The sequence below is a fragment of the Candidatus Rhodobacter oscarellae genome, from assembly GCF_001078595.1.
Lineage (GTDB): Bacteria > Pseudomonadota > Alphaproteobacteria > Rhodobacterales > Rhodobacteraceae > Rhodobacter_B > Rhodobacter_B oscarellae.
In genome coordinates this window covers 288,530-313,176 of the sequence record NZ_LFTY01000001.1, presented here as the reverse complement: position 1 = coordinate 313,176, position 24,647 = coordinate 288,530, and the positions used below count along the sequence as shown (strand labels likewise).

The window sequence follows — 24,647 nt, the reverse complement described above, 5'->3', positions numbered from 1 at the left end:
CGGTCCGGGGCGCCTAGACGATGGTCGCCTCGGTCGCGGCGCGGATGTCATCCTCGGTCACATCGGGCGCGCATTCGACGATCCGCAGGCCGCCCTCGACCACCTCCAGCACGCCCAGGTTCGTGATGATCTGGTTCACCACGCCCTTGCCGGTCAGCGGCAGGGTGCATTCCTTCAAGAGCTTCGTCTCGCCGCGCTTGTTGGTGTGGTCCATCACCACGATCACCCGGCCCACGCCCGCGACCAGGTCCATGGCGCCGCCCATGCCCTTGACCAGCTTGCCCGGGATCATCCAGTTCGCCAGGTCGCCGTTCTCGGCCACCTCCATCGCGCCCAGGATCGCCAGGGCGATCTTGCCGCCGCGGATCATGCCAAAGCTGGTGGCGCTGTCGAAATAGCTGGTGCGGCTGAGCGCGGTCACGGTCTGCTTGCCGGCGTTGATCAGGTCGGCGTCGATCTCGTCCTCGGTGGGGAAGGGGCCGATGCCCAGCATCCCGTTCTCGGATTGCAGCGTCACGTCCACGCCCTCGGGGACGTAGTTGGCCACCAGGGTCGGGATGCCGATCCCCAGGTTCACATACATCCCGTCTTCAAGCTCTAGCGCGGCCCGTGCGGCCATCTGGTTGCGATCCCAAGCCATTCTCTCTGTCTCCTCTTCTCCCGGCGGCTGCGCCGGGGTGTTCGTGTTCACGTCATCTGGTGTTCTGCGGCGGCGCGCGCCCCCGCGAGGCGGTCAAACAGAGCCCGCAGCATGCGTTCTCCGAAGTCGGTGTTCATATGGGCGTGGTCCTCGGCGGGGTGCGCGCTGTTATCGCGCAGGCGCACCGAGCCCTCGCAATGCGCCGCCGCGGTGAGCCCGTTGGCAGCCAGAGTATCAACCGGCTGCGGCAGCAGCGCGTGCCCGTTGCGGGCGAGGGCCTGGGCGTAGGCCTGCTCGTATTGCGAGAGCGCGCGTTGCAGGCGATCCCCATCCGCGGCGGCCTGCGCCACGACCCGATGGGTCGGGTCACTGGACCCCGTCACCGTCTCTGACAGCCGGGGCGTTAGGGTCACCATCAACCGCGCCTTAAGCTGGCCCCAGGCCGCGCTGGGCAGCGCGCGCTCGGCATGGGCGCCCAGAAAGGCCGAGAAAGCCTGGCGCGAGACCAGCGTACCGCGCTCCATCGCAGGCCCGTCGCCATAGACATCGAGCTTGTTCACCAGCCGCGCGCAGAAGGTCAGCGCGCTGTTCTGGCTGACCCAGACCACATGCTCGGCCGCGTTGAGATCCACCGAGGTCGCGCCGTTGACCTTCTCGACAGTGACGGCGTCCTTGGCGTCCGCATCCGCCGGCAGGCCGTAGCGCCCGCAGGGCTCCAGCCGCAGCTTGCCATAGGCGGGCTGGGGGGCCGCAAAGAACCGCAGGCTGATGCGGTCCGAGAGTTCTGCCGAGATCCGCGCCCAGGCGGTCTTGAGCGCGGCCACATGGCTGCTGCCGATGATGGTCACGCTGGTCATGACGCGAAGGCCTCTAGCAGCAGGTCCTCGCAGATCGCGTCGCTGGGCTGGCCCTCGGGCAACGCTACCGGGGCCTCGGACAAGGCGGCGGGCCTTGCTGCGAACCCGTGCGCGCCCAGGAACATCCCCATCGCCGCGGCCACGCCCTGCGGCGTCACGCTGCGCTGGTTGGCGTCGAAATAGGCGCCGCGGCTGTTCAGCGAGGTGATCACCTCGTAGCTGGGCACGTAATCCACGTCCTCGAACGTGTCGTAGAGGACCCCGCAAGCGGCCCGCAGGGTCGCCTTGGAATAGCTCGTGGCCGCCTCCACATGGGCGCCGCTGGCGGTGGCGGTCAGCGGCACCGGCGAGACCGTCAGCAGGAACCGCATCTGCGGGTTGATCCTGCGCAACAGCTCGCGCACGGCCTGGAAATCCGCCAAAACCTCGCCGACATTGAAGTTGCGAAAGCCGAAGATATCCGGGTCGTAGGCACCGGCGATGGTGCCCGGCGCGGTAGGGTAGACGGTGCCGCTTTCGCGGTGCTCCCAGGCCTCGGTGAGGCCGAAGGTGAAGACGAAGACCTCGGCCTGACGCAGGGCCCGCGTCACACAGCCCAGATGCGCGCGGCGATGGGCCATGACCTCGTCGGCACTGGCCAGCCCGTCGGGCTCCACCGCGGGGCGCTGGGCGTCAAAGAAGCGCTCGCCGCGCTGCCAGACGGGCAGAGCGGGGGCGTGATCCTCGGTGGCCTCGCGCAGGAGCTGCAAGAGGTGCCGGGCGGTGTAGATGTTGCCATAGCGCGCCGAATAAAGCCGGTAGCCATAGCGCCGTGCCGCCGCGTCGGCGACGACCTTGGGCACGGTCTCGGTGTCGATCACCTGCACCCCGGCGTCGCGCAGCGCGGCCCCCACATGCTGGGCAAAGCAGCTTCCGGCGGTCATCACGCGCGTCCCTTTGCCCAGCCGGAACCGCGGGCGATAGAGATCGCCCGGGTCCAGCGGCGCGCGCGCTGCCACGCCCGTGCGCCAGAAGGCGCGGGCGGGCAGATCGCTATAAGGGGAGGCCTGGTCCACCGGTGCTCCTCGAAAGACCGACCTAAGCCGCGCGGGTGGTGCGCTGCTCGATCCGCTTCTCGTGGCTGCCCTGGATGATGCGGTTCACATAGATGCCGGGCATGTGGATCGCGTCGGGGTCCAGAGAGCCGCGCGGCACGATCTCTTCGACCTCCATCACGCAGACCTTGCCGCACATCGCCGCGGGCGGGTTAAAATTCCGCGCCGTCTTGCGGAAGATGCAGTTGCCGGTGTCGTCGGCCTTCCAGGCCTTCACGATGGCCAGGTCGGCCACGATGCCGCGTTCCAGCACATAGGTCTCGCCGTCGAAATCCTTGTGCTCCTTGCCCTCGGCCACCTGGGTGCCCACGCCGGTCTTAGTGTAAAAGCCCGGGATGCCCGCGCCGCCGGCGCGCATGCGCTCGGCCAGGGTGCCCTGGGGATTGAACTCGATCTCAAGCTCGCCCGACAGGTACTGCTGCATGAAGAGGTCGTTCTCGCCCACGTAAGAGCTGACCATCTTCTTGACCTGCTTGGTCTGCAGCAGCAGCCCCAGCCCGAAATCGTCCACGCCCGCGTTGTTGGACACCACGGTCAGGTCCTTGGTGCCCGCGTCGCGGATCGCCGCGATCAGGTTCTCGGGGATCCCGCAGAGGCCAAAGCCGCCCGCCGCGATCAGCATGCCGTCCTGCAGCAGCCCGTCCAGGGCGTCGGCTGCGCTGTCATAGATCTTCTTCATCTCGTCTCCTGATCGGTTAGGCCGCGCGAAGCGGCGCGTCTAGAATCTCTCTGGCCTGCTGCCATGTAGCAACGGGGCGCTCGTATTTCTGGCACAGAGCGACCGCGCGCTCCACCAAAGCGGCATTCGAGGGCGCAAGGGTCGCCTTATCGAGCCGCAGGTTGTCCTCTAGCCCGGTGCGGGTGTGCCCGCCCGCGGCGATGCACCACTCGTTCACCTCGATCTGGTGCCGCGCGATGCCCGCGCCGCACCACTCGGCGCCGGGGGCCAGGCGCTGCACCGTCTTGACGTAATAGTCGAACACGTCCTTGTCGGCGGGCATGGCGTTCTTCACCCCCATCACGAACTGCACATAAAGCTTGCGCGGCAGGCGCCCGTCCCGCTGCATCATCGCCGCGTGGTGGATATGGCTAAGGTCAAACGCCTCGATCTCGGGCAGCACGTCATGGGCGCGCATCTCGCCCGCCAGCCAGTCCACCAAGTCTGGGGCGTTCTCGTAGACCCGCGTTGGGAAATTGTTCGACCCCACGGTCAGCGAGGCCATGTCGGGCCGCAGGGGCAGCATGCCGCCGCGCGCATGGTCGGCGCCAGAGCGCCCGCCGGTGGAGAACTGGATGACCATGCCGGGGCAGTGCTTTTCCAGCCCCTCCTTGAGCCGCGCGAATTTCTCGGGGTCGCTGGAGGGCGTCTGATCGGCGTTGCGCACGTGGCAATGGGCGATGCTGGCCCCGGCCTCGAACGCGGCCTGCGCGCTTTCCACTTGCTCCGCGACGCTGATCGGGACGGCCGGGTTGTCGGCCTTGGTGGGCACGGATCCGGTGAGCGCCACACAAATGATGCAGGGTTTCGTCATGCGCGTACCCATGAAAAATCGGTTGCTCTTGTCTTCGCCCCCCGCGCGCCGGATGTCAAAGAGATAGCCTCTCTTGGGGTGCATTAGCCCGCCCGCCAAGCACAGTTGCGGCCCGCCGCGAGGCGAGCTACGAATTGGCCATGTTCCTGCGCATCGGCCTTGCGATTGCTTTATGCCTTTCCTGTTTCGCGGCCCCGGCGGGCGCGCAGCAGGCCGCGGTTGAGCCCCTGGAGATCGGCGAGAGCGGCGAGGCCTATCTAAAGTCCATCCGCTACCGGCGCATTGGCACGGACGTGGCCTATTACGACCCCACGCGCCCCGCGCCGCCGCTGGAGACCACCGAGACCCCGCGCCAGCGCAGCCAGAACCGCGACGCAGCAAGCGCCGAGTTGCCGCGTATGCCCGCGATCATCCTCACCGCCGGGATCCTGCTGCTGATCACCTATCTGTTCATGACCTTCGGCGGCGGCATCTCTGTCTCGCTGGGGCGCGCGGCGGAGAACACCACCAGCGGCCGGCGGCGGCGCGGCAGCGGCGGCCGGCACGGCGACCAACCGGTACTGCCGGACAGCCTGGAGGCCGTTTTACGGATCCGGGACCGCCGCGAGGCGCTGGTGGCGCTGGCCCAGGCCGTGCTGGCGCGCACCGTCGGCGCGCAGGGCGTGCTGATGCAGCGCAGCTGGACCGCACGCGACGCCCTGCGCCGGGTGCCGCGCAACCTAGAGCACCGCGAGGCGCTGCAGTCGCTGGTCCTGGCCGGCGAGCGCGTGCAGTTCGGCGGGCGCGACGTCAGCGAGGAAGAGTTCGACGCCCATGTGGCCCGCATAAGGCCGCTGTTTCGGCGGGCCCTGCCATGAGCCGCGACCAGTCGCATACCGCCGCCCCGGCGCCCGCCTTGCGCACCGAGTACCTGCTGGTTGGGCTCTTTGTTCTGCTGATCATCGGCGCGATGATTTATGTCACCTCGCAGCGCCAGCAGGCCCTGCGCAGCTCGCCCACCGGGCTGGATGGCCTGCAGCTTTGGCTGACCGCCGAGGGCGCCAGCGCGCAGAACTTCACCGGCGGCTGGCCGATGGACCAGACCACCGTGGGGCTGCTTGTGGTGCCGCTCTACGACACCGATCTGGTGCGGGACCGCGCCACCCCGGCCACGAAGGAGGAGCTGCTGTTCCAGCAGGACGAGTACGACCTGGTCACCGAAGCCATCCACAGCAAGCAGCGCAAGGTGCCCACGCTGGTGGTGCTGCCCAAGTGGCGCAGCGGGCTGCGGCTTACCGGGTTCGGCCACCCGATCCTTCTGGCCGAGCGCGCGCGCATCCAGGCGACGCTGAACCGCGTGACCGGCCGCAAATCCCTGACGCTCGGTTATGGCCGAGCGCCCTTCACCGAGTTCGACTATACCGCCGCCGATGGCACCGAGCTGAGCGCCAAGATCTATGCCGCGCAGATGATGACCGGAGAGGGCTGCGAGCCTTTGCTGGGGCGCGAGGGCGCTATGCTGCTGGCGCGTTGCCCGCTGTTTGGCGAGGGTGACGCTGGCGACGTGATGATCCTCACGGACCCCGACCTGATCAACAACCACGGCCTGCGGCTGGGGGATAACGCGCGCATCGTCTCTGACCTGGCGCGGCAGGCCGCCGGCGACAAGAACGTGGTCATCGACTATAGCCGCAGCAACTGGCTGACCGATCCGCGCAGCGCGCGGAAGCGCGAGCGCAGCTGGTCCGACCTGCTGCGGTTCTTCCAGCCGCCCTTTACGATCCTGTGGCTGGGCGCGGCGATCGCGCTGACGCTGGCCTTCTGGCGCGCGGCGGTGCGGTTCGGCCCGGTGCGCGACGTGCTAAACGCGATGGGCGCGGCCAAGTCGCAATCGGTGGGCGCGCGGGCGCGGCTGATGCGGCTGTCGAACCAGGACGGCGCCCTGGTCAGCGAATACGCCGCCGCGCGTATCGCCGCCACCGCCGCGCAGCTTTTCGGGCCCGCCCATGCGCGCCACTACGCCAGCGCCGAGGCCTTCCTGCGCTACACCAAACGCAAGCACCCCGAGCAGGCCGCCCCGCTGGCCGAAATCCTCAACCGGCTGCAAAGCCTCTCGCCCCGCGCCAGCGCCGCCCAGGCCATGGCGCATGTCGACGACTTAGAACGGGTATTGGAGCGAATACGACATGACACTTGAAACACTCAGCCAGCGTGCTGACGCCCTCCGCGCCGAGATCGGCAAGACCGTTCTGGGGCAGGAGGACGTCATCGACCTTTTGCTGGTGGCGCTGTTCGCGCGCGGGCATGTGCTGCTTGAAGGCCCGCCGGGCACCGCCAAGACCCTGCTGGCGCGCAGCTTTGCCGCCGCTTTGGACCTGGATTTCGGGCGCATCCAGTTCACCCCGGATCTGATGCCGGGGGACGTGCTGGGCACCTCGATCTTCAACTTCCAGACCAATGACTTCGTGCTGACGAAGGGGCCCGTGTTCAGCCAGGTCCTGCTGGCGGACGAGATCAACCGCGCCCCGCCCAAGACCCAGGCCGCGCTGCTGCAGGCGATGAACGAGCGTATGGTCTCCATCGACGGCACCGACCACTCGCTGGGCGCCGAGTTCATCGTCGTCGCCACCCAGAACCCCATCGAGCAGCAGGGCACCTACCCGCTGCCCGAGGCGCAGCTCGACCGGTTCCTGTTCAAGCTGATCATCGACTTCCCGCCCGAGGCGGTGGAGATGGCGATCCTGACCCAGCACGCCGCGCAGCCCTTGGAGGCGGGGCTGGAGACCGCGCATCTGGGGCAGGTGCTGGACGCGGCTGCGCTGGCCGAGAGCCGCGCGCTGATCGACAGCATCATCCTGGGTGATGACATCTTGGCCTATATCCTGCGGCTGATCCGCGCCACGCGCGAGAGCGCCGACATCGCCTATGGCGCCTCGACCCGTGCGGCGGACGCCGTGGCGGGGGCCGCGCGGGCGATGGCGGCGTTGAACGGGCGCGATTTCGCGCTGCCCGATGACGTCAAGCGGCTCTATGTGCCCGCGCTGCGGCACCGCGTGGTGCTGGGACCGGCCGCCGAGATCGAGGGCCGCTCGTCCGAGCAGGTCCTAGAGAACATCCTCAACCAGATCGAGGCCCCGCGCTGATACGCCCCTCTGGCAGATTGTTGGGCATCGCGGTGGCGGTGCTGGTGCTGACGCTGATCGCGGCGGTGATCGGCGGCCCGGCGCGCGACATCGCGCCGCTGCCCTGGGCGGTGCTGGCGCTGCTGGCGGCGGGCGATCTGGTGCTGTCGATGCGGCGCCGGATGCCGCTTGAGCACAAGCTGCCGCCGGAGGTCTTCGTGGGCGAGGATGTGGCGCTGGAGCTGCGCCTGCCCGACGCGCCGCCGGGGCTGGGCCTGCGGATCGCCTGGCCCGAGGGGCTGACCGGCCCCGATGACGTCGACTTCACCGGCGACGCCGCGCGCGTGACCTGCCGCGCGACCCGCCGCGGCACCTGGGCCTTCACCGAGCTTTGGCTGCACTGGGTCTCGCGGTTGAAGCTCTTTGAGTTCGTGCCCAAGCTGCGCTTTGAGGCCGAGATCCGCGTCGTGCCCAACATCCGCCTGGTGCAGTCCGGGCAGATCACCACCACCGTGGTCAGCACCCTGTTCGGGGTCAAAGAGAACCGCGCCATCGGCGAGGGGTCAGAGTTCCACCAGCTGCGCGACTTCGTCAGCGGCATGGATGTGAAGACCATCGACTGGAAGCGCTCGGCCCGCAAGCGCGCGCTGGTGGCCAAGGAGCTGCGCGCCGAGCGCAACCACCATGTGATCCTGGCGATTGATAACGGCTATCTGATGCGCGAGGAGATCGCCGGGCTGCCCAAGATCGACCACGCGGTGACGGCGGCGCTGGCCACCGCCTGGGCCGCGGCCATCGGCGGCGACCTGGTGGGGCATTACTCTTACGACGTGCAGCCCCGCGCCTTCGCCAAGCCCGAGCCCGGGCGCACCGCCTTCGCGCGCCTGCGCAGCTGGACCGCCGAGCTGGACTATGTCAGCCGCGAGACCAACCACACCCTGGCCCTGACCGAGCTGAACGCGCGCACGCCCAAGCGCTCGCTGATCATCATCTTCACCGATTTCGTCGACAGCAACTCGGCCGAGCTTCTGATCGAGAATATCGGCATCCTGGCCAAGCGGCATCTGCTGATCTTCGTGGCGATCCGCGACCCCGAGGTCGAGGCGCTGGTCGAGCAGGCGCCGGACCACATGGACGGGGTGGCCACTTTGGTGGCCGCGAACCAGACCATTTCCGAGCGCCGCCTGGTGCTAGAGCGCCTCTCGCGGCTGGGCGTGACCATCGTGGACGCCAAACCGGGGCAGGTCACCTCGCGGCTCATCTCGGCCTATCTCGAGATCAAAGCGCGGGAGCTGATATGAACGCCCGCGTCACCCCGCAAGACAGCGCCCTGATCCGCTCTGCCCGCTTCCGCAAGGAGCGCGAGGCGGATTGGCGGCGGCTGGAAGACCTGGTGGAGAAGGCCGAGAAGAACGGGCTGCAGAACATGGATTTTGCGGGCACGCGGGATCTGGCGTCGCTCTATCGGCAGGCCACAACCTCGTTGGCGATTGCGCGCGAGATCTCGCTGGACAAGGCGCTGCTGGAGTATCTAGAGGCGCTGACCGCGCGGGCCTATCTTAGCGTCTATGCCCCGCAGGAGCGGCTGGGCGGGCTGGTGGGGCGGTTCATTACCAAAAGCGCGCCGCAGGCGATGCGGCGGTCCTGGTTCTACATCCTGCTGGGGTTCCTCTGCATGGGTCTAGGCGCGCTGGCGGGGTATCTTCTGTACCTGGAAAACGCGTCCTGGTTCTATGTGTTCATGCCGCCCGAGATGGCGGGCGGGCGCGGGCCGGACAGCACCACGGCCTTCCTGCGCTCGGTGATCTATGACGACGACCATAGCAGCAGCGGGCTGGGGGCCTTCGCGACGTATTTGTTCTCGCACAACACCCGCATCGCGATCTTCGTGTTCGGGCTGGGGGTGTTCGCCTGCGCGCCGGCGTTCCTGCTGACCTTCTATAACGGGCTGATCCTGGGGGCGTTCTATGCGCTGCATGTGGATCGCGGGCTGGGCTGGGACCTGGGCGGCTGGCTGTCGATCCATGGGGTGACCGAGCTGTCGGCGATCTGCATCGCCTGCGGCGGCGGAATGCAGCTGGGCATGGCGGTGCTGTTCCCGGGGCGCAACACCCGCAAAGAGGCGCTGCGGCTAGCGGGCAAGGACGCGGTGAAGCTGGCGATCGTGGCGGCGATCATGCTGGTGGCGGCGGCGATCCTAGAGGGCTTCTTTCGCCAGACGGTGCAGGACATGTGGACGCGCTATCTGATCGGCTGGACGGTTGGGTTCGGCTGGCTGGCCTGGTTCATGCTGGGCGGGAGGGCGCGGCAATGAGAAGCCCGGCAGCGGACGTCCGCAAGGCCCAGCGCCTGGCCCGCAAGGATCGCCGCGCAGAGCGCGGCCGCGCCGCAAGCACCATCCTGCCGCCAGAGGGCGTGCCCCTGAACCTGCCCGTGGCCAGCATTGGCGTGCGCCTCGCCGCGCAGATCGCCGACGTGCTGATCACCACCGTCGCGGCGGTCTGCCTGGTGATCCTGTTCAGCGCCCTCGAGCTGACGCGCCCGCAGACGATCATGGCCATCGCCATGCTGCTCTTCTTCGTGATCCGGGTCCCCTATTACATCCTGTCAGAGCTGGCCTGGAACGGGCAGACCCTGGGCAAACGGTTCCTCAAGATCAAGGTGGTCGCGCATAATGGCGGCTCGTTGAGCACCCACGCGCTGGTGCTGCGGAACCTAATGAAGGAGGCCGAGATCTTCCTGCCGGGCACGCTGTTGCTGACGCTGGACCAGGAAAGCCCGGTGGCCTCTTGGATCGCGCTGGCCTGGGTGGCGATGGCATTTGCGATCCCGCTGATGAACCCCTACCGGCAGCGGCTGGGCGACATCCTGGCGGGCACCCATGTGATCCACCTGCCGCAGCCCATCCTGCTGAAGGACCTCGCCGGCGAGGCAAAGCCTATGACGGCGGCGAAACCCGGCGCCAAAGGCTTTGCCTTTCTCGCCCACCAGCTTGACCATTACGGCGCGTTCGAGCTGCAAACGCTCGAGACGCTATTGCGCGCGCAGGACAAGTTCATGTCGCCCGACGTGCATGCCCGCAACCGCAGAACCGTCGCCACGATCGTCGAGAAGATCCGCCAGAAGATCGGCTTTGCCGACCCCATCCCCCCGGCCCGCGCGGTGGAGTTTCTGCGCAGCTTCTACAACGCGCAGCGGGCGCATCTAGAGCAGCGGCAGCTCTTTGGGGATAAGCGTGCCGACAAGCATCACGCGGCGGACGAGACGCCACAGTAGCGCTAAATGTGGTGGCCCGGCGGCGCGAAGCCACCAAAACACTTGCACTTGAGCCCCCATGCGCCTTTAAATTGCACAATTGAAGGGGAAGCCATCCGGCGCCCCGTCCGACCCACAGTTTAACACCCATCCTTTCGTAGCGATCAAAAGGTGACATTATGACTTCAACCGACAACCAAAACTTCTCGGCGCCGCTCGGCGCGGGCAGTATCGTCTCCGAGAGCTTCTCTGTGCTTTTCGGCAACCTTGTGAAGGTGGTTCTTTTGGGCTTCGCGGGGACGCTCATTGGCTATCTTGTCAACGGCGCGACCCTTGGGTTCGACGTTGCCCTTGGGATCGATGAGCCCCAGATCGACCTTAACAACTTGGCTGGGTTTTACGCCGGGATCGGGATCTCGACCGTGGTCAGCATGGTCGTCTACGGGCTGGTGACCGGGATCGTGGTGCAATTGGCCTATGATGCCAAGCTGGGGCGCAGCCGGCCGCTGGGCGCTTACTTTGGGCCCGCGCTGGCGGCGGTGGTGCCGGTGGCGGTGCTCTCGATCGTGGTGGGCATTCTCACGACGATTGGGATGATCGCGCTGATCGTTGGCGGGCTCTGGGTCTATGCGGTGTTCTCGGCCACGGTGCCCGCCATTGTGATCGAGCGCGCGGGCTTTGGCGGGATGGGCCGCAGCGCGGGCCTGACCAAGGGCTACCGCTGGCCCATCGTGGGCACGTTGATTCTGGTGTGGGTCTGCATCTTCATCCTGCAATTCGTGATCACCTTTGTGCTGGGGCTGCTGGCGGCCGCGCTGGGCACCACGGGGATCGGCCTGATCATCCTGCTGCTCTTCGCGGGCCTGATCGGCGCCCTGGGCTATGGCCTGGGCGGGATCGTCGTGGCGCTGATCTATGCGCGGCTGCGCGAGATCAAGGAAGGCGTGGGCGTCGACCAGATCGCGGCGGTCTTTGACTAGAGCCAAGCAACACCTGCGCCGCGCGGTCCCGGCGCGGCGCTTCAGACGAAGAGGCGCCCCATGAGCGAAACGAGAACACCACCCGCGCAAGAGCCCCTTGGCGTCGGCGCCATCATCTCCGAGAGCTTCTCGATCCTGTTCAAGCACATCCCCGCTGTGATGGTGATGGGCATTGCGCCGGTGCTCTTGACGAGGCTCTACGCGGCGATGTTCTTGGGCTGGGACGGCGCGCTGCTTTATGCGATCAACGAGGATTACTTTGACCCGGTGATGACGTTCGCGCTCTTAGTCAGCATCTTTGTCGTCGAAATCATGGCATACAGCCTCAACGGAGCCCTGGTGGCGCAGCTGTCCTACGATTCCAAGCTGGGCCGCCCCCTGCGGCTACAGCGCTACTGGATGGCGGCGCTGTTCACGCTGCCCGTGGTGCTGGTGCTGTCGTTGGTGTCGGTGCTGCTGACCATCGGCGGGCTGCTGCTGCTGGTGGTGCCGGGGCTCTTGGTGATGGCGATGTTCTCGGTGCTCGCCCCGGCGGTGGTGATCGAGCGCGTGGGCCTGCGCGGATTGCACCGCAGCCACGCGCTGACCAAGGGCTATCTCTGGCCCATCGTGGGCACGCTGATCCTGGTGGGCGTGGTGGTGAACATCGTGGATAACGCGGCGGTGTTTTTGGCCGACATGGCGCATGACGCGCAGGGCACCGCGGCGGGGGTCCTGGTCTACTGCGCCGTCAGCGCGATCAGCTATGGGCTGGGCGGGATCCTGGCCGCGCTGATCTACGCCCGCCTGCGCGAGATCAAGGAGGGCGTCAGCATCGACGAGATCGCGGCGGTGTTTGACTAAATTCGCGATCACGCCATAGTCGGGGCGCATGGTGGATGTAAGCGAGATCAAGGACCAGGAAAGCTTCGAGGCTTGGCTAAAGGCGCGCCCGAAAGAGACGCGCCAGGCCGAGGCGATCACCCTGGCGCATCGCAGCGCGCTGCGGGCCTTGCCGGTCTATGCCGACTGGGCCTTTGACCGCTCACGGAAGGATGATGTGACACATGGCGCTGTTTTTCGTGCCATATTGATTTCCGCGGTTGCCGCCAATGTGCCAACCGCAGATATTAGACAGGCCGCCTACTCCGCCTCCGCCGCCGCCTCCACCTTCTCCGCCGCCTCCGCCGCCTACTCCGCCGCCTACTCCGCCGCCGCCGCCGCCGCCTACCCCGCCTACTCCGCCGCCTCCGCCGCCCACTCCGCCTCCGCCTCCGCCGCCGACTCGGATGCGATCTGGACGGACTTGCGTGAGGATTGCCGACTGGTCGAGGTAAAACAAAACCTGCTTTCCCACCCGATCCGACACGGTGCAAAAGACCCGCTCGCGGAGATGTGGGAAGAGGCCAAAGAGGCCATGGCTGCCCGCCAAGAGGGCTGGGAATTCTGGATTCGATTCTATGAGGCCGCCCGCGCGGGAAGCAGCCTCAACCTTGAGATGCTCACCGAGATCGCCACCCAAGGTAACGTTGATGACGAGTTCGCCTTCTGGAAGGGCTCCGATGCCGAGGTGAACGCCCGCATTTCTGAGATTGTCGAGAAATACGACCTGATCACCGCAGGTAAAGACCTGCTCTCTGGACCACTCGCTACCACGCAATCCGCAACGACAGAGCATCGCTCGCACAACATGCCGCCAGAGCTCGTGGACACGCCGCCGCTCGTGTTGCTGCAGACCCAGCGCATTCGTGAGGATGTTGAGGCCGCCATCGAAGAACTTCAACAACCAGAACCGGAGCGCGAGGAACTCAAGGCCCGCGCGCGCTCGATCCTAGATGCCCTCAAAGCCATAGGCGCCTATTGCGCAGAACTGGGCGATGCAGCGCTAAAGGAATCCGCCAAAGAGGTGGGCAAGACCGGAACCAAATGGGCGATCGGCGCTGGTGTCACGATCTACGCCGCACAGACCCCACAAATCCAAGATTTCGCGACCCGCCTGCTGGATTTGGCGTCGAAACTGGTGCAGTAACCCCAGCCCCTTCACCTTGTTCCAAATACGCAAATCCGACCGCGCCACTCGCGCGGCGCTGGAGCTGTCAGGAACCGGCCCTCAAGAGCGCGCCAGGTCGAACATCCACTGCTGCCCCATCCGCTCGAACGTCGCCAGCGCGCCCAGCTCGCGTCCCACGGCTCACTCCTCATGTTGGTTCGATCTTTTGCGGGCAGGCATAGCGCGCGGGATGCGCCCGGCCAAAGCGTTTTCGCCCTAGGCCTGGTCGGGGGAGGGCACCTGTGCCCAGCGCGCCTCAAGCGCCTCGATAGCCTTGACGCGCTCGTCGACCTTCGGGTGGCTGAGGAACCAGGCGGGCATCGCCCCCATATTGGTCTTGGTCAGTGCCTCGAGCTTCCCGAACAGCGCCTTCTGCGGCCCGGTGCCGATCCCCGCCTTCACCAAAAGCGCGGCGGCATAGGCGTCGGCCTCGTACTCGTCCGAGCGGCTGAGCCGCGCCGCCAGCAGGGTGGTCAAAGCGTTGGCGATGTAGACGCCCAGGCCGGGGATGAACCGGCTCAGCACCATCGCCAGCGCGGTGCGCAGCGCGTTCTGCCCCGAGAAGTCGATCATCCGCCGCCGTGAATGCCCCAGCGCCACATGCCCCAGCTCATGCGCGATCACCGACGCCATCTCGTCCGAGCTGACCTCGCCCTTGCGGTACTTGTTGAAGAACCCGCGGGTGATAAAGATCCGCCCGTCCGGCGCGGCCAGCCCGTTCACCGGCTCGATCTCGTAGATGTGGACGCGGATGCGCTCGATCTCGAGCGCGGCGGCCATCTTGTCGGTCAGCAGCTTCAGCATCGGGTCGGCGAGCTCGGTCGACTTGTCGTCCAGCTCGCGCGCGGTGCGCCAGGCCGAGAAGCGGTACATCGCCAGCCCGTAGAGGACCGCCAGGAGGATGGGCGTGAACTTTAGCATGGGGAGAATATGGGGCCGATTGGGCGGTTCGGCAATGGCCCCGCTTGACGCCCCGCACTTGATGCCTGGCAATGGCACGCCTGGGGCGCGGGATGCCGGCCTTGCAATGCGCGCCAATTGCCCCTTGAATCTCTGTTGACAGGAATTGTCTTGCGGCAATATCATTTGTGTGCTAATGAAAATTTGAAGAGAGGCCCTCGTGAGCTATTTCAGCCCGACCGCACTTGCAGACGCGCTCGACATTCTCTCACGCGGTCCGGGCAAGATTATCGCAGGCGGGACGGATGTTTACCCGTCGGCCAGGCCGGGCGAGAGCCCCGACTATTTCCTTGACCTCACGCGCGTAGACGCGCTGTCGGCGATCCGGCAAAACGCGGCAGGCACGTATTTCGGCGCGACCGTAACCTGGACCGATATCGTGCGCGCTGACCTGCACCCGGCGTTTGACGCGCTCAAGGCCGCGGGGCGGGAGGTCGGGAGCGTGCAGATCCAGAACGCGGGTACCTTGGCCGGCAATCTGTGCAACGCCTCGCCGGCGGCGGATGGGGTCCCGGCCTTGCTGGCGCTCGAGGCCGTTGTCGAGATCGCAAGCGCTGCGCGCGGCGCGCGCGACGTGCCCCTTGCGGATTTCATCACGGGCGTTCGGCAGACCGCGCTGGCGCCGGACGAGCTGGTGCGCGGCATTCGCGTTCCGCCGCAGCCCGAGGGCATGCAATCCGCGTTCGAAAAGCTCGGCAGTCGGACCTACCTGGTGATCTCGATTTGCATGACGGCGGCCAATGTCCTGCTGGACGCCCGGGGCCGCATTGCCGAGGCGCGCGTCGCCGTGGGGGCCTGCTCGGCGGTCGCGCAGCGCTTGGCGGGGCTCGAGAAAAGGCTGATCGGGATGCGCCCGGCGGATCTCCGCGTCACGCCAGAGGACCTCGAGGACCTCTCCCCCATTGATGATGTGCGCGGCACGGCCAGCTATCGCCTGGATGCTGTCCAAGAGCAGATCCAGCGCACCCTTCAAAGGGCCAGCGCGGCATGAACAAGCAAATGCCGGAATTGTCCCTAAGCTTTACGCTCAATAGCGCGCGGGTCTCGGCCACGCCCTATCCTGGGCAGCGGCTGTCAGAACTGTTGCGCGAGGGGCTTGATGCGCGCGATGTGAAGATTGGCTGCGATGCGGGGGATTGCGGCGCGTGCACCGTTCTGGTGGACGGCAAGCCGGTCTGCGCGTGCCTGACGCCGGCGCATCAGGCGCAAGGCCGGGACGTGGAGACGCTGCGCGGCCTGCGACAGAACGAGCCGATCGCGGCCAGGCTGGCAGAGAGCTTTCAGGACCATGGCGCCGCGCAATGCGGGATCTGCACCCCCGGCATGATGGTCTCCGCCGTGGCGCTGCTGCGCGACAACCCCGCCCCCGACGAGGGCGCGGTGCAAGACGCGCTGGGCGGCGTGCTGTGCCGCTGCACCGGGTACCGGAAGATCATTGATGCGGTCGTCGGCGCGCCCGCCATCGCGTTCGACGGGGCGGGCGAGGTTGGCTTTGCTCTGCGGCGCGTGGACGGCGCCGCCAAGGTCGCGGGGGACGAGCTTTTTGGCGACGACGTCGCCCCGCCTGGCTGCCTGGAGATCCTTGTGATCCGCGCGCCCTACCCGCGCGCGCGCTTCAGCTTTGGGGATCTAGAGGCCTTTGCCAACACCCCGGGCGTTGCGGCGGTGCTGACGGCGGCGGACATCCCGGGCAAGAACGCCTTTGGCGTGATCCCTCAATTCGTGGACCAGCCCGTCTTCGCCGAGGAGGAGACCCGCTTTCGCGGCGAGGCGGTCGCCGCTGTGGTGGCCGAACCGGCCTTTCTGGTGCAATTCGCGCCACAGATGTTCCCGGTAAGCTGGACCGAACTGCCCGCCGCGACCGATATAGACGCCGCGCAGTCCCCGCAGGCTGCCGACCTGCATGAGGGGCGCGCCAATAACGTCATGTGCGGCGGCTTCGTCACCTGCGGCGATCCCAAGGCCGGGCTGGCTCGCGCCGCCACCACCGTCGAGGGGCGGTTCCAAAGCGGGTTCGTCGAACATGGGTATATCGAACCAGAGGCGGGCTTTGCCGAGATCGTGAACGGGCGCGTCGAGCTGCATGCCTGCACGCAGGCGCCGGTTATGGACCTCGAGGCGCTGGCGGATATCCTCGGCATGGACCGGTCGCAGATCCGCATCCTGCCCACCGCTGTGGGCGGCGGCTTTGGGTCAAAGCTTGATATCACGGTGCAGCCCTATCTTGCGCTGGCCGCGCTCAAGACCGGCAAGCCGGTCCGCATCTGTTACACGCGCAACGAATCCATGCAGAGCTCGACCAAGCGCCACCCGTCGGACATAACGCTGCGCATCGGGGCGGACGCGCAGGGCAGGATCACCGGGTTTGATTTCCTCGGGGTGTTTGACACCGGGGCCTATGCAAGTTGGGGGCCGACCGTGGCCAACCGGGTGCCGGTGCATGCCTCCGGGCCCTATCGCATCGCGCATTACCGCGCCGAATCCAAGGCGATCCACACCAACAACCCGCCCGCCGGGGCGTTCCGGGGCTTTGGCGTACCGCAATCCGCGATTGCCCAGGAATGCCTGTTCGATGAGCTGGCCGAGAGGCTCGGGCTCGACCCGCTGGAATTCCGGATCCTGAACGCCCTCGAGAATGACGTCCCCACGGTCTGCGGGCAGGTCTTCCACCAAGGCGTGGGGATCAAAGCCTGCCTGGAAGCGCTGCGACCGGCCTGGGAGGCCGAGCATCGGGCCGCGGCGGGCTTTAACGAAGCCAGCGGCCCCCTGCGCCGAGGGGTCGGCGTGGCTGCGGGCTGGTATGGCTGCGGAAACACGTCGCTGCCCAACCCCTCGACCTTCCGCGCGGGGGTGCGGCCGGACGGGCAGGTCGTGCTGCACCAGGGCGCGATGGATATCGGGCAGGGCGCGAGCACCGTTATGGCGCAGATCTTTGCCGCAGAGCTTGGCGTGACCCCCGGCGCGCTGGAGCTGGTGGGCGCGGATACCGATGTGACCCCTGATGGCGGCAAGACCTCTGCCTCGCGCCAGACCTTCGTGTCTGGCAACGCCGCGCGGCTGGCGGGGGCGGCCCTGCGGGCCGCGATCCTGGCAAAGGTGAACGCCGCGCCGGACAGCGAGATCGCCTTTGGCCAGGGCGAGATCCGCATGCGCGGCGCCACCGAGCACCACATCGACCTTGCCGCCTTGCCGGTGGACGCGCTTGGCTATGTCTTCCGCGCCGAGGAGACCTATGACCCGCCCACCAAGCCGCTGGACGCGAACGGCCAGGGCGCGCCCTACGCGCAGTTCGGCTATGCCGCGCATCTGGCCGTGGTCGAGGTCGACACCGCCATGGGCACCGTCAAGCCGCTGAAATTCGTGGCCGCCCATGACGTCGGGCGGGCCATCAACCCGATGCTGGTCGAGGGCCAGGTGCATGGCGGCATCGCGCAGGGGCTGGGCATGGCGCTGATGGAGGAGTACCTCCCCGGGCGCACCGAGAACCTGCATGACTACCTGATCCCAACCATCGGAGACATCCCGCCCATCGAGACGCTGATCATCGAAGAGCCCGACGCGCACGGGCCATATGGCGCCAAGGGGCTGGGCGAGCATGTGCTGATCCCCACGGCGCCCGCGATCCTGAACGCGATCAAGGCCGCGACGGGCGTGCGGCTGCACCGCGTGCCCGCGACGCCACAGCGCCTGCATGACGCGCTGAAGACCGGTGACCGAAATGGCGCGTAAGCGGCGCGACACCAAGCTGCCCGCGCCCTTCCTACGGCGGCTGACGGTGCAGGAGGAGCCCTTGGCGGAGCAGTCCGGCTACCCGTTCGACCTGCCCTGGCTGGGCCCGGAGTTCGAACTTTACTTCGAACAGCCGGTCACGATCATCGTGGGCGAGAACGGCACCGGCAAGTCCACCCTGGTCGAGGCCATCGCCGCCATTGCGGGCTATGACGAGGCGGGGGGCGGCAAGGGGTACAGCCCCGTGGACCACTCCCGCGCCATCGACCGCAGCGGTGCCGAGCTTGCGCAAGTGTTGCGCGCGGGCTGGCTGCCCAAGGTCACGGATGGTTGGTTCTTTCGCGCGGAATCCTTCTTCTCGGTGGCGCGCTACCTTGATGAAGTCGCAAGCCCATACGCGGACTTCCTGTCCTGGTCCCATGGCGAGGGCTTCATGCGCGTCTTTGAAGAGCGCATGACCCGCCAGGGCGTCTACTTCATGGACGAACCCGAAAGCGCCCTGTCCCCCAATCGCCAGCGCGAGCTCTTACGCCTCCTGGCGCGCATCCAAGAGAGCGAGACCGCGCAGGTGATCCTGGCCACCCATTCGCCGATCCTGATGGCGGTGCCCGGCGCGCAGGTGCTGGAGATCACGCGGCGCGGGCTGACCGAGATCGACTATCGCGAGACGGCGCATTTCCGGCTCTACCGCGCCTTCACGGCGGACCCCGAGGGGTTCGTGGCCGAGGCCTTGGACCCAGAGGGGGACGCTTAGATGGCGCGGGAGTTGCCCGAGAAGATCCGCTGCGACGCCTGCCCGGTGATGTGCTACATCGCGGACGGCAAATCCGGCGCCTGCGACCGGTACGCCAATCACGGCGGCGCGCTGGTCCGGCTGGACCCGCTGACCATCGTGCAAAGCGGCGATCAAAAGCTTGTCCCGTTCATGCCCGGCGGGGGGGCCGACGAGAGCTGGGACGGCGACATCATCAAGGGCGGCAGGCCCTTCGTGACCGCGGTGGGGGCCGGCACCACCTATCCCGACTACAAGCCCGCGCCCTTCATCGTCAGCCAGGACATAGATGGGGTGGATATGGTCACCGTCGTGACCGAGGGCATCTTTAGCTATTGCGGCGTGAAGGTCAAAATCGACACCGACCGCCATATCGGCCACGAGCGCGACATCGTCTATGTGGATGGCGAGCCCATCGGGCACGTGATGACCTCGGAATATGGCTCCAAGATGCTGTCGCTTGGCGGGGTCGAGCACCTGACCGGCGGCAGCAAGCGGGAAGGCCGGGTGACCTGCGACGCGCTCTTGCGGCTGTGCAACCGCGAGGCCGTGACCATGCAGATCGGCGAGGCGGATCACCAGACCGCTCTGGTGGTCGAGGCGGGCAAGGCGCCCATCGTCAACGGCGTGACCGAAAGCCTGATGCGGGTCGGCTGCGGCTCTGCCGCGATCGGCATGTTCGCGATGCAATGGCTTGACCATGCCGACGAGGTCGTGGTGGTCGACGACCACATCACCGGCGTCCTGTCCGAGCATGAGGCGGGCAAGCAATTGGACGTGCCCGCGACGGGGATCAAGATCCTCGGGCGGCGCTCGACCCCGGGGCGGTATTTTCAGGTCGCCAATCCCGGCACCGGCTGGGGCGGCACGGATATCGAGGACCCGCTAAAAATCCTTGGGCCTTTCAATGCCAAAGTGGCGTGGGAGGGGCTGCGGCTTTTGATGGTGTCCACCACCGGCGAGCAATACGCCTATTTCGAGCTGGACGCCGACCTGGCTCCGCAGCCGAAGGACGTCCCAACAGCGCTGCTGCAATCGGCAGAGCTGATTGCCGAGAACTGCGAGCCCTCGGTATGTTCGGTCCTGTTCATGGGCGGCGCCGGTGGCAGCCTGCGCGCGGGCGTCACAGAGAACCCCGTGCGCCTGACCCGGTCCGTGAAGGGCGCGCTGACCCATGTGTCCTGCGGCGGGGCCGACGCCTATGTCTGGCCGGGAGGCGGCATCACCGTGATGGTCGACATTCTGGACATGCCGACGCAATCCTTCGGCTATGTGCCCACACCGGCGCTTGTCGCCCCCATCGAGTTCACCCTGCGGGTCACCGACTACCAGACGCTTGGCGGGCATATGGACCACATCACGCCGGTGGATCAGATCAGCTCGGGCGGCGCGCGGCGCGTGGCCCAGAACCCGCGCGCCCACGACCCGATGGCGCCTGGGAACTTCCGCTGGTCGAAGCGGGCGACATAGTTTTGGGACCCCAAGCACATCTTCTGCCGGGCGGCGACAGGTTGCATCTGCAACACGGCCCCATTGATCTGGTCATCGGCGCAGACGGCCAAAGGAGCCGCGCGTTCGAGGCCGCCCATGCCCGCTTTGGCACGGTTCTGGCCGAGCTTGTCGCGGAACTGCCCAGGCTGCGAGAGCCGCTTAATGACAAATCCGCCAAGCCGCACGGGATCATCGCCGCGCGCATGCATGCGGCGGTGGCGCCCTTTGTGAGCATCGGGCATCTGACCCGCATGGCGGCGGTGGCCGGGGCGGTGGCCGACGAGGTGCTGCACGCGATGGTCGACGCGGCAAGGCTAGAGCGCGCCTATGTGAATAATGGCGGGGACATCGCGCTGCATCTGGCCGAGGGGCAGGTTTTCAGAATGGCGATCTCGGACCACACCGGGCGGGTTCTGGGGCAGATCGCGCTGACGCGCGGCGACGGGATCGCTGGCATCGCCACCAGCGGGCGGCACGGGCGCAGCCATAGCCTTGGGATTGCCGACAGCGCCACCGTGCTGGCGCGCTCCGCCGCCGCGGCGGATGCCGCCGCGACGCTGATTGCCAATGCGGTGGACCTGCCGGGCCATCCCGGCGTCAACCGCTGCCCGGCGCATATGCTGGACGACAACACGGACCTCGGCGCGCAGCCGGTCGTCACGCATTGCGCGCCGCTGAGCCACGCTGACTGCCGCACGGCGCTGCAAAGCGGCCTTGCCCGGGCGGCGTCCTTCAAGAAAGATCGGCGCATCGAAGCCGCCGCATTGTTCCTTCAGAACCACAGCGCGGTGACCGGCAGGACATTGTCGGCGCTGCAACTGCAACCCAAAGAGGCCGAACATGCCTGATCCAAACCCGCGCAACACCGCGTTCTCCGTGGAAGACAGCTTAGGAAAGGTCGGCCCGAGATGAGCGCCAAGATCAGAAAAATCGCTGTGAACGTTGAAGAAACCCATATCGAGATTGGCAGGGCGATCTCGCCCCCCACCCGCAAAGCCGTGGCCGTTGCGGTGATCGAGAACCCGTTCGCGGGCGCGTATACCGAGGACCTCTCGGCGTTGATGGAGATCGGCGCCGAGCTTGGCGCGCTCTTGGGCAGGAGATGCGTCGAGGCCTTGGGGATCACCCCGGCGCAGGCCGAAAGCTATGGCAAATCGGCGATGGTGGGCGAGAATGGCGAGCTGGAACACGCCGCCGCGATCTTGCATCCCAAGCTGGGCGCGCCGCTGCGCGCAGAGGTCGAAAGAGGCGCGGCATTGGTGCCGTCCTCCAAGAAGATGGGCAGTCCGGGCCAGGTGCTGGACGTGCCGCTTGGCCATAAGGACGCGGCCTATGTGCGCAGTCATTTCGACGGCATCGAGGTCCGCCTGAACGATGCACCGCGCCGCAACGAGATTATGGTCGCCGTCGCCGTGACGGATAGCGGGCGGCCCTTGCCGCGCGTGGGCGGGCTGACCCATGAGCAGGCCGAGGGTAAGGACGGCTTGCGTTAGTTGCATCCTGGGGCTTCAATTTGCGGCCCCGGGCCATTCGCGTTAGGGGGTGATATGTCTGAGGCGATCGAAGAAACGGATATCACTGCGCGCTACCGCCTGAGCGAGCAGGTCGGCTATCTGCTGCGCCTTGCAAGCCAGCGCCATGCGACGATTTTCCAGGCGCTTATCTCTGAGGATCTGACCGCGACGCAATTCTCGACCCTCATTCGGATTGCGGAACACGGGCACGCCTCGCAGAACCATCTGGGGCGCATGGCGGCGATGGATGTGGCGACGGTCAAGGGCGTTGTGGACCGGCTGAAAAGCAAGGGGCTGGTGACGTCCACGGCGGATCCGAAGGACAAGAGGCGGTCCAATATCTCGCTGACGCACAAGGGCGCCGTGATCGTCGACACGCTGGTGCGCGACGGGTTGCGGATTACCGAAGAGACGCTGCGCCCCCTGACCCGGGCGGAACAAAGGACGTTCCTGGCGCTGCTTGCAAAGCTTGGCTGATGGCTTTGTGGGCGGGGCGTGTTGGCAAATGGTAAACGCCCCGCGCGGAGACACGCGCCCGCCCGTCCCCGAATCGGAGCTTAACGCCTAATTTTATGGGGAAATCCGCGGTCGGACTTGTGTCGGCAAAACGTCGGCCTTGCGTATGGCACCTCGTATGGCAAACCCCATGGTTAACATACCGTGCGGAGGGGCGGGGGCGGTCCTGCGCGCGACGATTGAGGCTAGGAGACGTGTTCTTTCCGAATGTCGATTTAGCGGACCTAGCCGTCGTCACTCGCTGCGTGTGCACAACTCTACCCGTCGGCTGTGACCTAGGCCGGAGAGCAGAAATTCTCCGCATTGCAAAAATGTCCAGTCATACGAAGTCATTGCGGGAATCGGTTGAACAAAAACTCATGGTGAGAGGGGAGTTCACCTTTTGGCCTACAGGGGGCCGTCCTAGGACTAAGATCATACCTTAAAGATAACGGTTGCTGCGCGTGCGACGGCAGAACAAAAGCCCTTGGTTTGACCGATATGGCGATCGCGCCGCCCCGTTTGGTGGCCAAGCTTGTCGCTGTTCTGTTCGCGATCAGGAAAATCGCGTCTATCATTACGATCCTATCATCGCCGTGTTTGGCAGCTAGGCTGGTCATCCGCCGTGCGCGGGTTCCTTCTTCGTTCCAGCGCGTTCAGCGGCTATAGAACGTCCTGCACGGACAGGAGGTCGCTGCGGCGTCCCACGATCTCAAGACATTGCGATTGATAGACATAGTGACGACCACCCAACGGCAAATAGCTTGTGATGCTCACAATCAGAAAACAGGTCAGTGCATTTGCACCAACATGATCGCTCACATTCTGCAATACACTAAAGATCTCTAGAGAAAGAAAGTCCGATTTTTGTCAACTCTGACGTGCGACGAGCGCCCCAGCTGCCATCTGGAAGGAGCAGAAAGGGCCAGATCATCATCGCATGCCCCTGATCTCTAGTTAATTTTCTCCACACAATCCCATTGCGAACGGCCAAGGAAACCCTGAGCGGGGTCGAGACAATGCGCAGCATGAAACGCGGCCACATCCATCACAAACAACCAGGCGTCAGAGGCGAGACCCGGTCCATTCGCGCGCCGTTCGAAGCCGCTTGATTGAGGTACAGCATCGGCACACATCCGGGCTGGGCCAAATAATGCCAAAACGCCCTAAGCCTCTTCCGTAAGTTCGGCCTAATGACTGGCCTGCCAATAGCACGGCTCCTTACCTCACTTATAAATCCATCTAGATGGCCCCTCAGCATCTATAGCCGGTGGCCTGACGCAACTTTTCCGGTCGACAGCTTACCGACAGGAACCCGCGATAAAATTTCCGGGGTAATAGTGTCGGTGGATTTGTAATGAAACATGATCATGACTGGTTGATCGGAGTTTTTGAGGATCTTATTAGCTACTCCGCGAAACACAACCTTAATGACTTGTCTGTGGCTTTAGTTGCAGCTCAGAGGCAGGCCTTTATTGCCAATACAAACCAAAGCTCAGGTAGGGATGATTTACTCAACACTATTCTGAAGCCAGGAACTGATAACCAAAACCGCGACGATTGACAATTTTAGCTTCACTGTTTTTGATTTTCTTGCGCAGCCGGGCGATATGCAGTTGCACAGCGTTTACGTCCTCTGGCGCGTCATCGAACGAATAAAGGTGCTCAAAAAGCTGCGCCATTGAGAGCATGGCCCCGCGGCTGCGCATGAAGATTTCCAACAAAGAGTATTCGCGCGGGGTCAGCGACACCTCGTCAGAAGCCACCCAGGCCGACATGCTGACAGGGTCGACAGTTAGATCCGCAAGCTTCAGCATGGTCCCCTCGCGCCCCTCTTTGCGCCGCAAAATCGCGCGCAGCCGAGCGTGTAACTCGGACAAATCGAAGGGCTTGCGGAGGTAGTCGTCGCAGCCAAGATCAAAAAGCTGCGCCGCGTCTTCATTCGCGGGGAACCCGGTGATCAGAATGATCGGCGTGCTATGGCCCTGCTTTCGCGCCTTGCTCAATACCTCGGCTCCGGAGCCATCAGGCAGCCTGATATCAAGGATGAGCGCATCGTAATTCTGCACCGCAATCGCCGCCAGCGCCTCTTCCACATTGGATGCGTGATCCACGCCATCCCCGCGTCGTTTGAAGCTGTTCACCAATGTCTCGGCCAGCAACGGATCATCTTCCAATAAAAGTACACGCATTTTCTT

General features: G+C 65.7%; 23 protein-coding genes and 1 pseudogene. 17 read left to right on the top strand and 7 right to left on the bottom strand.

Translation table 11 applies throughout. The annotated features are described in order from the left end of the window. Positions 1 to 13: 13 nt before the first annotated feature. From AIOL_RS01405 to AIOL_RS01385, 5 genes are read right to left on the bottom strand one after another with little or no spacing between them, the layout of a single operon-like run. Positions 14 to 640, bottom strand: a complete 627-nt coding sequence (locus AIOL_RS01405) for a CoA transferase subunit B (RefSeq protein WP_049641907.1) — start codon at positions 638 to 640, stop codon at positions 14 to 16. 47 nt (positions 641 to 687) lie between these two features. Beyond that, a complete protein-coding gene (locus tag AIOL_RS01400) occupies positions 688 to 1,497 on the bottom strand; it encodes a hypothetical protein (protein WP_049641243.1) in 810 nt (269 codons plus the stop codon). Continuing rightward, positions 1,494 to 2,552: a GSCFA domain-containing protein gene (locus AIOL_RS01395; protein WP_049641242.1), complete on the bottom strand. Its 1,059-nt coding sequence runs from the start codon at positions 2,550 to 2,552 to the stop codon at positions 1,494 to 1,496. The genes AIOL_RS01400 and AIOL_RS01395 overlap by 4 nt, the downstream gene beginning before the upstream one ends. Before the next feature lie 22 nt (positions 2,553 to 2,574). Continuing rightward, complete coding sequence (locus tag AIOL_RS01390; protein ID WP_049641241.1) at positions 2,575 to 3,270, bottom strand: CoA transferase subunit A; 696 nt, start codon at positions 3,268 to 3,270, stop codon at positions 2,575 to 2,577. 16 nt (positions 3,271 to 3,286) lie between these two features. Then, positions 3,287 to 4,123 carry a BKACE family enzyme gene (locus AIOL_RS01385; protein ID WP_049641906.1) on the bottom strand — a complete coding sequence of 279 codons (837 nt, stop codon included), beginning with the start codon at positions 4,121 to 4,123 and terminating at the stop codon, positions 3,287 to 3,289. Between the two features lie 140 nt (positions 4,124 to 4,263). Here AIOL_RS01385 and AIOL_RS01380 point away from each other — a divergent pair, with 140 nt between their 5' ends. From AIOL_RS01380 to AIOL_RS25640, 9 genes are all read left to right on the top strand, one after another. Then, complete coding sequence (locus tag AIOL_RS01380; protein WP_049641240.1) at positions 4,264 to 4,980, top strand: DUF4129 domain-containing protein; 717 nt, start codon at positions 4,264 to 4,266, stop codon at positions 4,978 to 4,980. Further along, on the top strand, positions 4,977 to 6,299 hold the full coding sequence (locus AIOL_RS01375) for a hypothetical protein (protein WP_049641239.1): 1,323 nt from the start codon (positions 4,977 to 4,979) through the stop codon (positions 6,297 to 6,299). The genes AIOL_RS01380 and AIOL_RS01375 overlap by 4 nt, the downstream gene beginning before the upstream one ends. Continuing rightward, positions 6,289 to 7,245, top strand: coding sequence for an AAA family ATPase (locus tag AIOL_RS01370; protein ID WP_049641238.1), 957 nt, complete (start codon positions 6,289 to 6,291; stop codon positions 7,243 to 7,245). Before AIOL_RS01375 ends, AIOL_RS01370 begins: the two co-directional genes overlap by 11 nt. Positions 7,246 to 7,262: 17 nt before the next feature. After that, the gene (locus tag AIOL_RS01365; RefSeq protein ID WP_235438819.1) at positions 7,263 to 8,525 is read left to right on the top strand and encodes a DUF58 domain-containing protein; all 1,263 of its coding nucleotides are present in this window, start codon (positions 7,263 to 7,265) and stop codon (positions 8,523 to 8,525) included. Then, positions 8,522 to 9,538, top strand: a complete 1,017-nt coding sequence (locus AIOL_RS01360; RefSeq protein ID WP_049641237.1) for a stage II sporulation protein M — start codon at positions 8,522 to 8,524, stop codon at positions 9,536 to 9,538. The genes AIOL_RS01365 and AIOL_RS01360 overlap by 4 nt, the downstream gene beginning before the upstream one ends. Continuing rightward, positions 9,535 to 10,500, top strand: a complete 966-nt coding sequence (locus AIOL_RS01355; RefSeq protein ID WP_049641236.1) for an RDD family protein — start codon at positions 9,535 to 9,537, stop codon at positions 10,498 to 10,500. Before AIOL_RS01360 ends, AIOL_RS01355 begins: the two co-directional genes overlap by 4 nt. 158 nt (positions 10,501 to 10,658) lie before the next feature. After that, positions 10,659 to 11,459 (top strand): hypothetical protein, encoded by an 801-nt coding sequence (locus AIOL_RS01350; RefSeq protein ID WP_049641235.1) that lies wholly within the window; start codon positions 10,659 to 10,661, stop codon positions 11,457 to 11,459. Positions 11,460 to 11,519: 60 nt separating this feature from the next. Next, complete coding sequence (locus AIOL_RS01345; RefSeq protein ID WP_049641234.1) at positions 11,520 to 12,302, top strand: hypothetical protein; 783 nt, start codon at positions 11,520 to 11,522, stop codon at positions 12,300 to 12,302. 28 nt (positions 12,303 to 12,330) lie between these two features. Continuing rightward, positions 12,331 to 13,467 (top strand): hypothetical protein, encoded by a 1,137-nt coding sequence (locus tag AIOL_RS25640; RefSeq protein WP_049641233.1) that lies wholly within the window; start codon positions 12,331 to 12,333, stop codon positions 13,465 to 13,467. Positions 13,468 to 13,704: 237 nt separating this feature from the next. Here AIOL_RS25640 and AIOL_RS01335 read toward each other — a convergent pair whose 3' ends face one another. Continuing rightward, the gene (locus tag AIOL_RS01335; protein WP_049641232.1) at positions 13,705 to 14,409 is read right to left on the bottom strand and encodes a M48 family metalloprotease; all 705 of its coding nucleotides are present in this window, start codon (positions 14,407 to 14,409) and stop codon (positions 13,705 to 13,707) included. Between the two features lie 199 nt (positions 14,410 to 14,608). Here AIOL_RS01335 and AIOL_RS01330 point away from each other — a divergent pair, with 199 nt between their 5' ends. From AIOL_RS01330 to AIOL_RS26430, 8 genes and pseudogenes are all read left to right on the top strand, one after another. Beyond that, on the top strand, positions 14,609 to 15,439 hold the full coding sequence (locus AIOL_RS01330) for an FAD binding domain-containing protein (RefSeq protein WP_049641231.1): 831 nt from the start codon (positions 14,609 to 14,611) through the stop codon (positions 15,437 to 15,439). Continuing rightward, positions 15,436 to 18,177: a molybdopterin-dependent oxidoreductase gene (locus tag AIOL_RS01325; protein WP_049641230.1), complete on the top strand. Its 2,742-nt coding sequence runs from the start codon at positions 15,436 to 15,438 to the stop codon at positions 18,175 to 18,177. Before AIOL_RS01330 ends, AIOL_RS01325 begins: the two co-directional genes overlap by 4 nt. Further along, complete coding sequence (locus tag AIOL_RS01320) at positions 18,167 to 18,931, top strand: AAA family ATPase (RefSeq protein ID WP_049641229.1); 765 nt, start codon at positions 18,167 to 18,169, stop codon at positions 18,929 to 18,931. Before AIOL_RS01325 ends, AIOL_RS01320 begins: the two co-directional genes overlap by 11 nt. Further along, positions 18,932 to 20,419 carry a hypothetical protein gene (locus tag AIOL_RS01315; RefSeq protein WP_049641228.1) on the top strand — a complete coding sequence of 496 codons (1,488 nt, stop codon included), beginning with the start codon at positions 18,932 to 18,934 and terminating at the stop codon, positions 20,417 to 20,419. Between the two features lie 2 nt (positions 20,420 to 20,421). Next, positions 20,422 to 21,288 carry a UPF0280 family protein gene (locus AIOL_RS01310; RefSeq protein ID WP_049641227.1) on the top strand — a complete coding sequence of 289 codons (867 nt, stop codon included), beginning with the start codon at positions 20,422 to 20,424 and terminating at the stop codon, positions 21,286 to 21,288. Between the two features lie 60 nt (positions 21,289 to 21,348). Beyond that, positions 21,349 to 21,933, top strand: coding sequence for an amino acid synthesis family protein (locus AIOL_RS01305; protein WP_049641226.1), 585 nt, complete (start codon positions 21,349 to 21,351; stop codon positions 21,931 to 21,933). Positions 21,934 to 21,987: 54 nt separating this feature from the next. After that, positions 21,988 to 22,431, top strand: coding sequence for a MarR family winged helix-turn-helix transcriptional regulator (locus AIOL_RS01300; RefSeq protein ID WP_049641225.1), 444 nt, complete (start codon positions 21,988 to 21,990; stop codon positions 22,429 to 22,431). Between the two features lie 998 nt (positions 22,432 to 23,429). After that, positions 23,430 to 23,561: pseudogene (locus AIOL_RS26430) on the top strand (IS6 family transposase); the annotation flags it as partial. 408 nt (positions 23,562 to 23,969) lie between these two features. On the opposite strand, the gene AIOL_RS01295 reads toward AIOL_RS26430, so the two are convergent. Beyond that, positions 23,970 to 24,641 (bottom strand): response regulator transcription factor, encoded by a 672-nt coding sequence (locus AIOL_RS01295; protein ID WP_082152367.1) that lies wholly within the window; start codon positions 24,639 to 24,641, stop codon positions 23,970 to 23,972. Between the last annotated feature and the right edge of the window lie 6 nt (positions 24,642 to 24,647).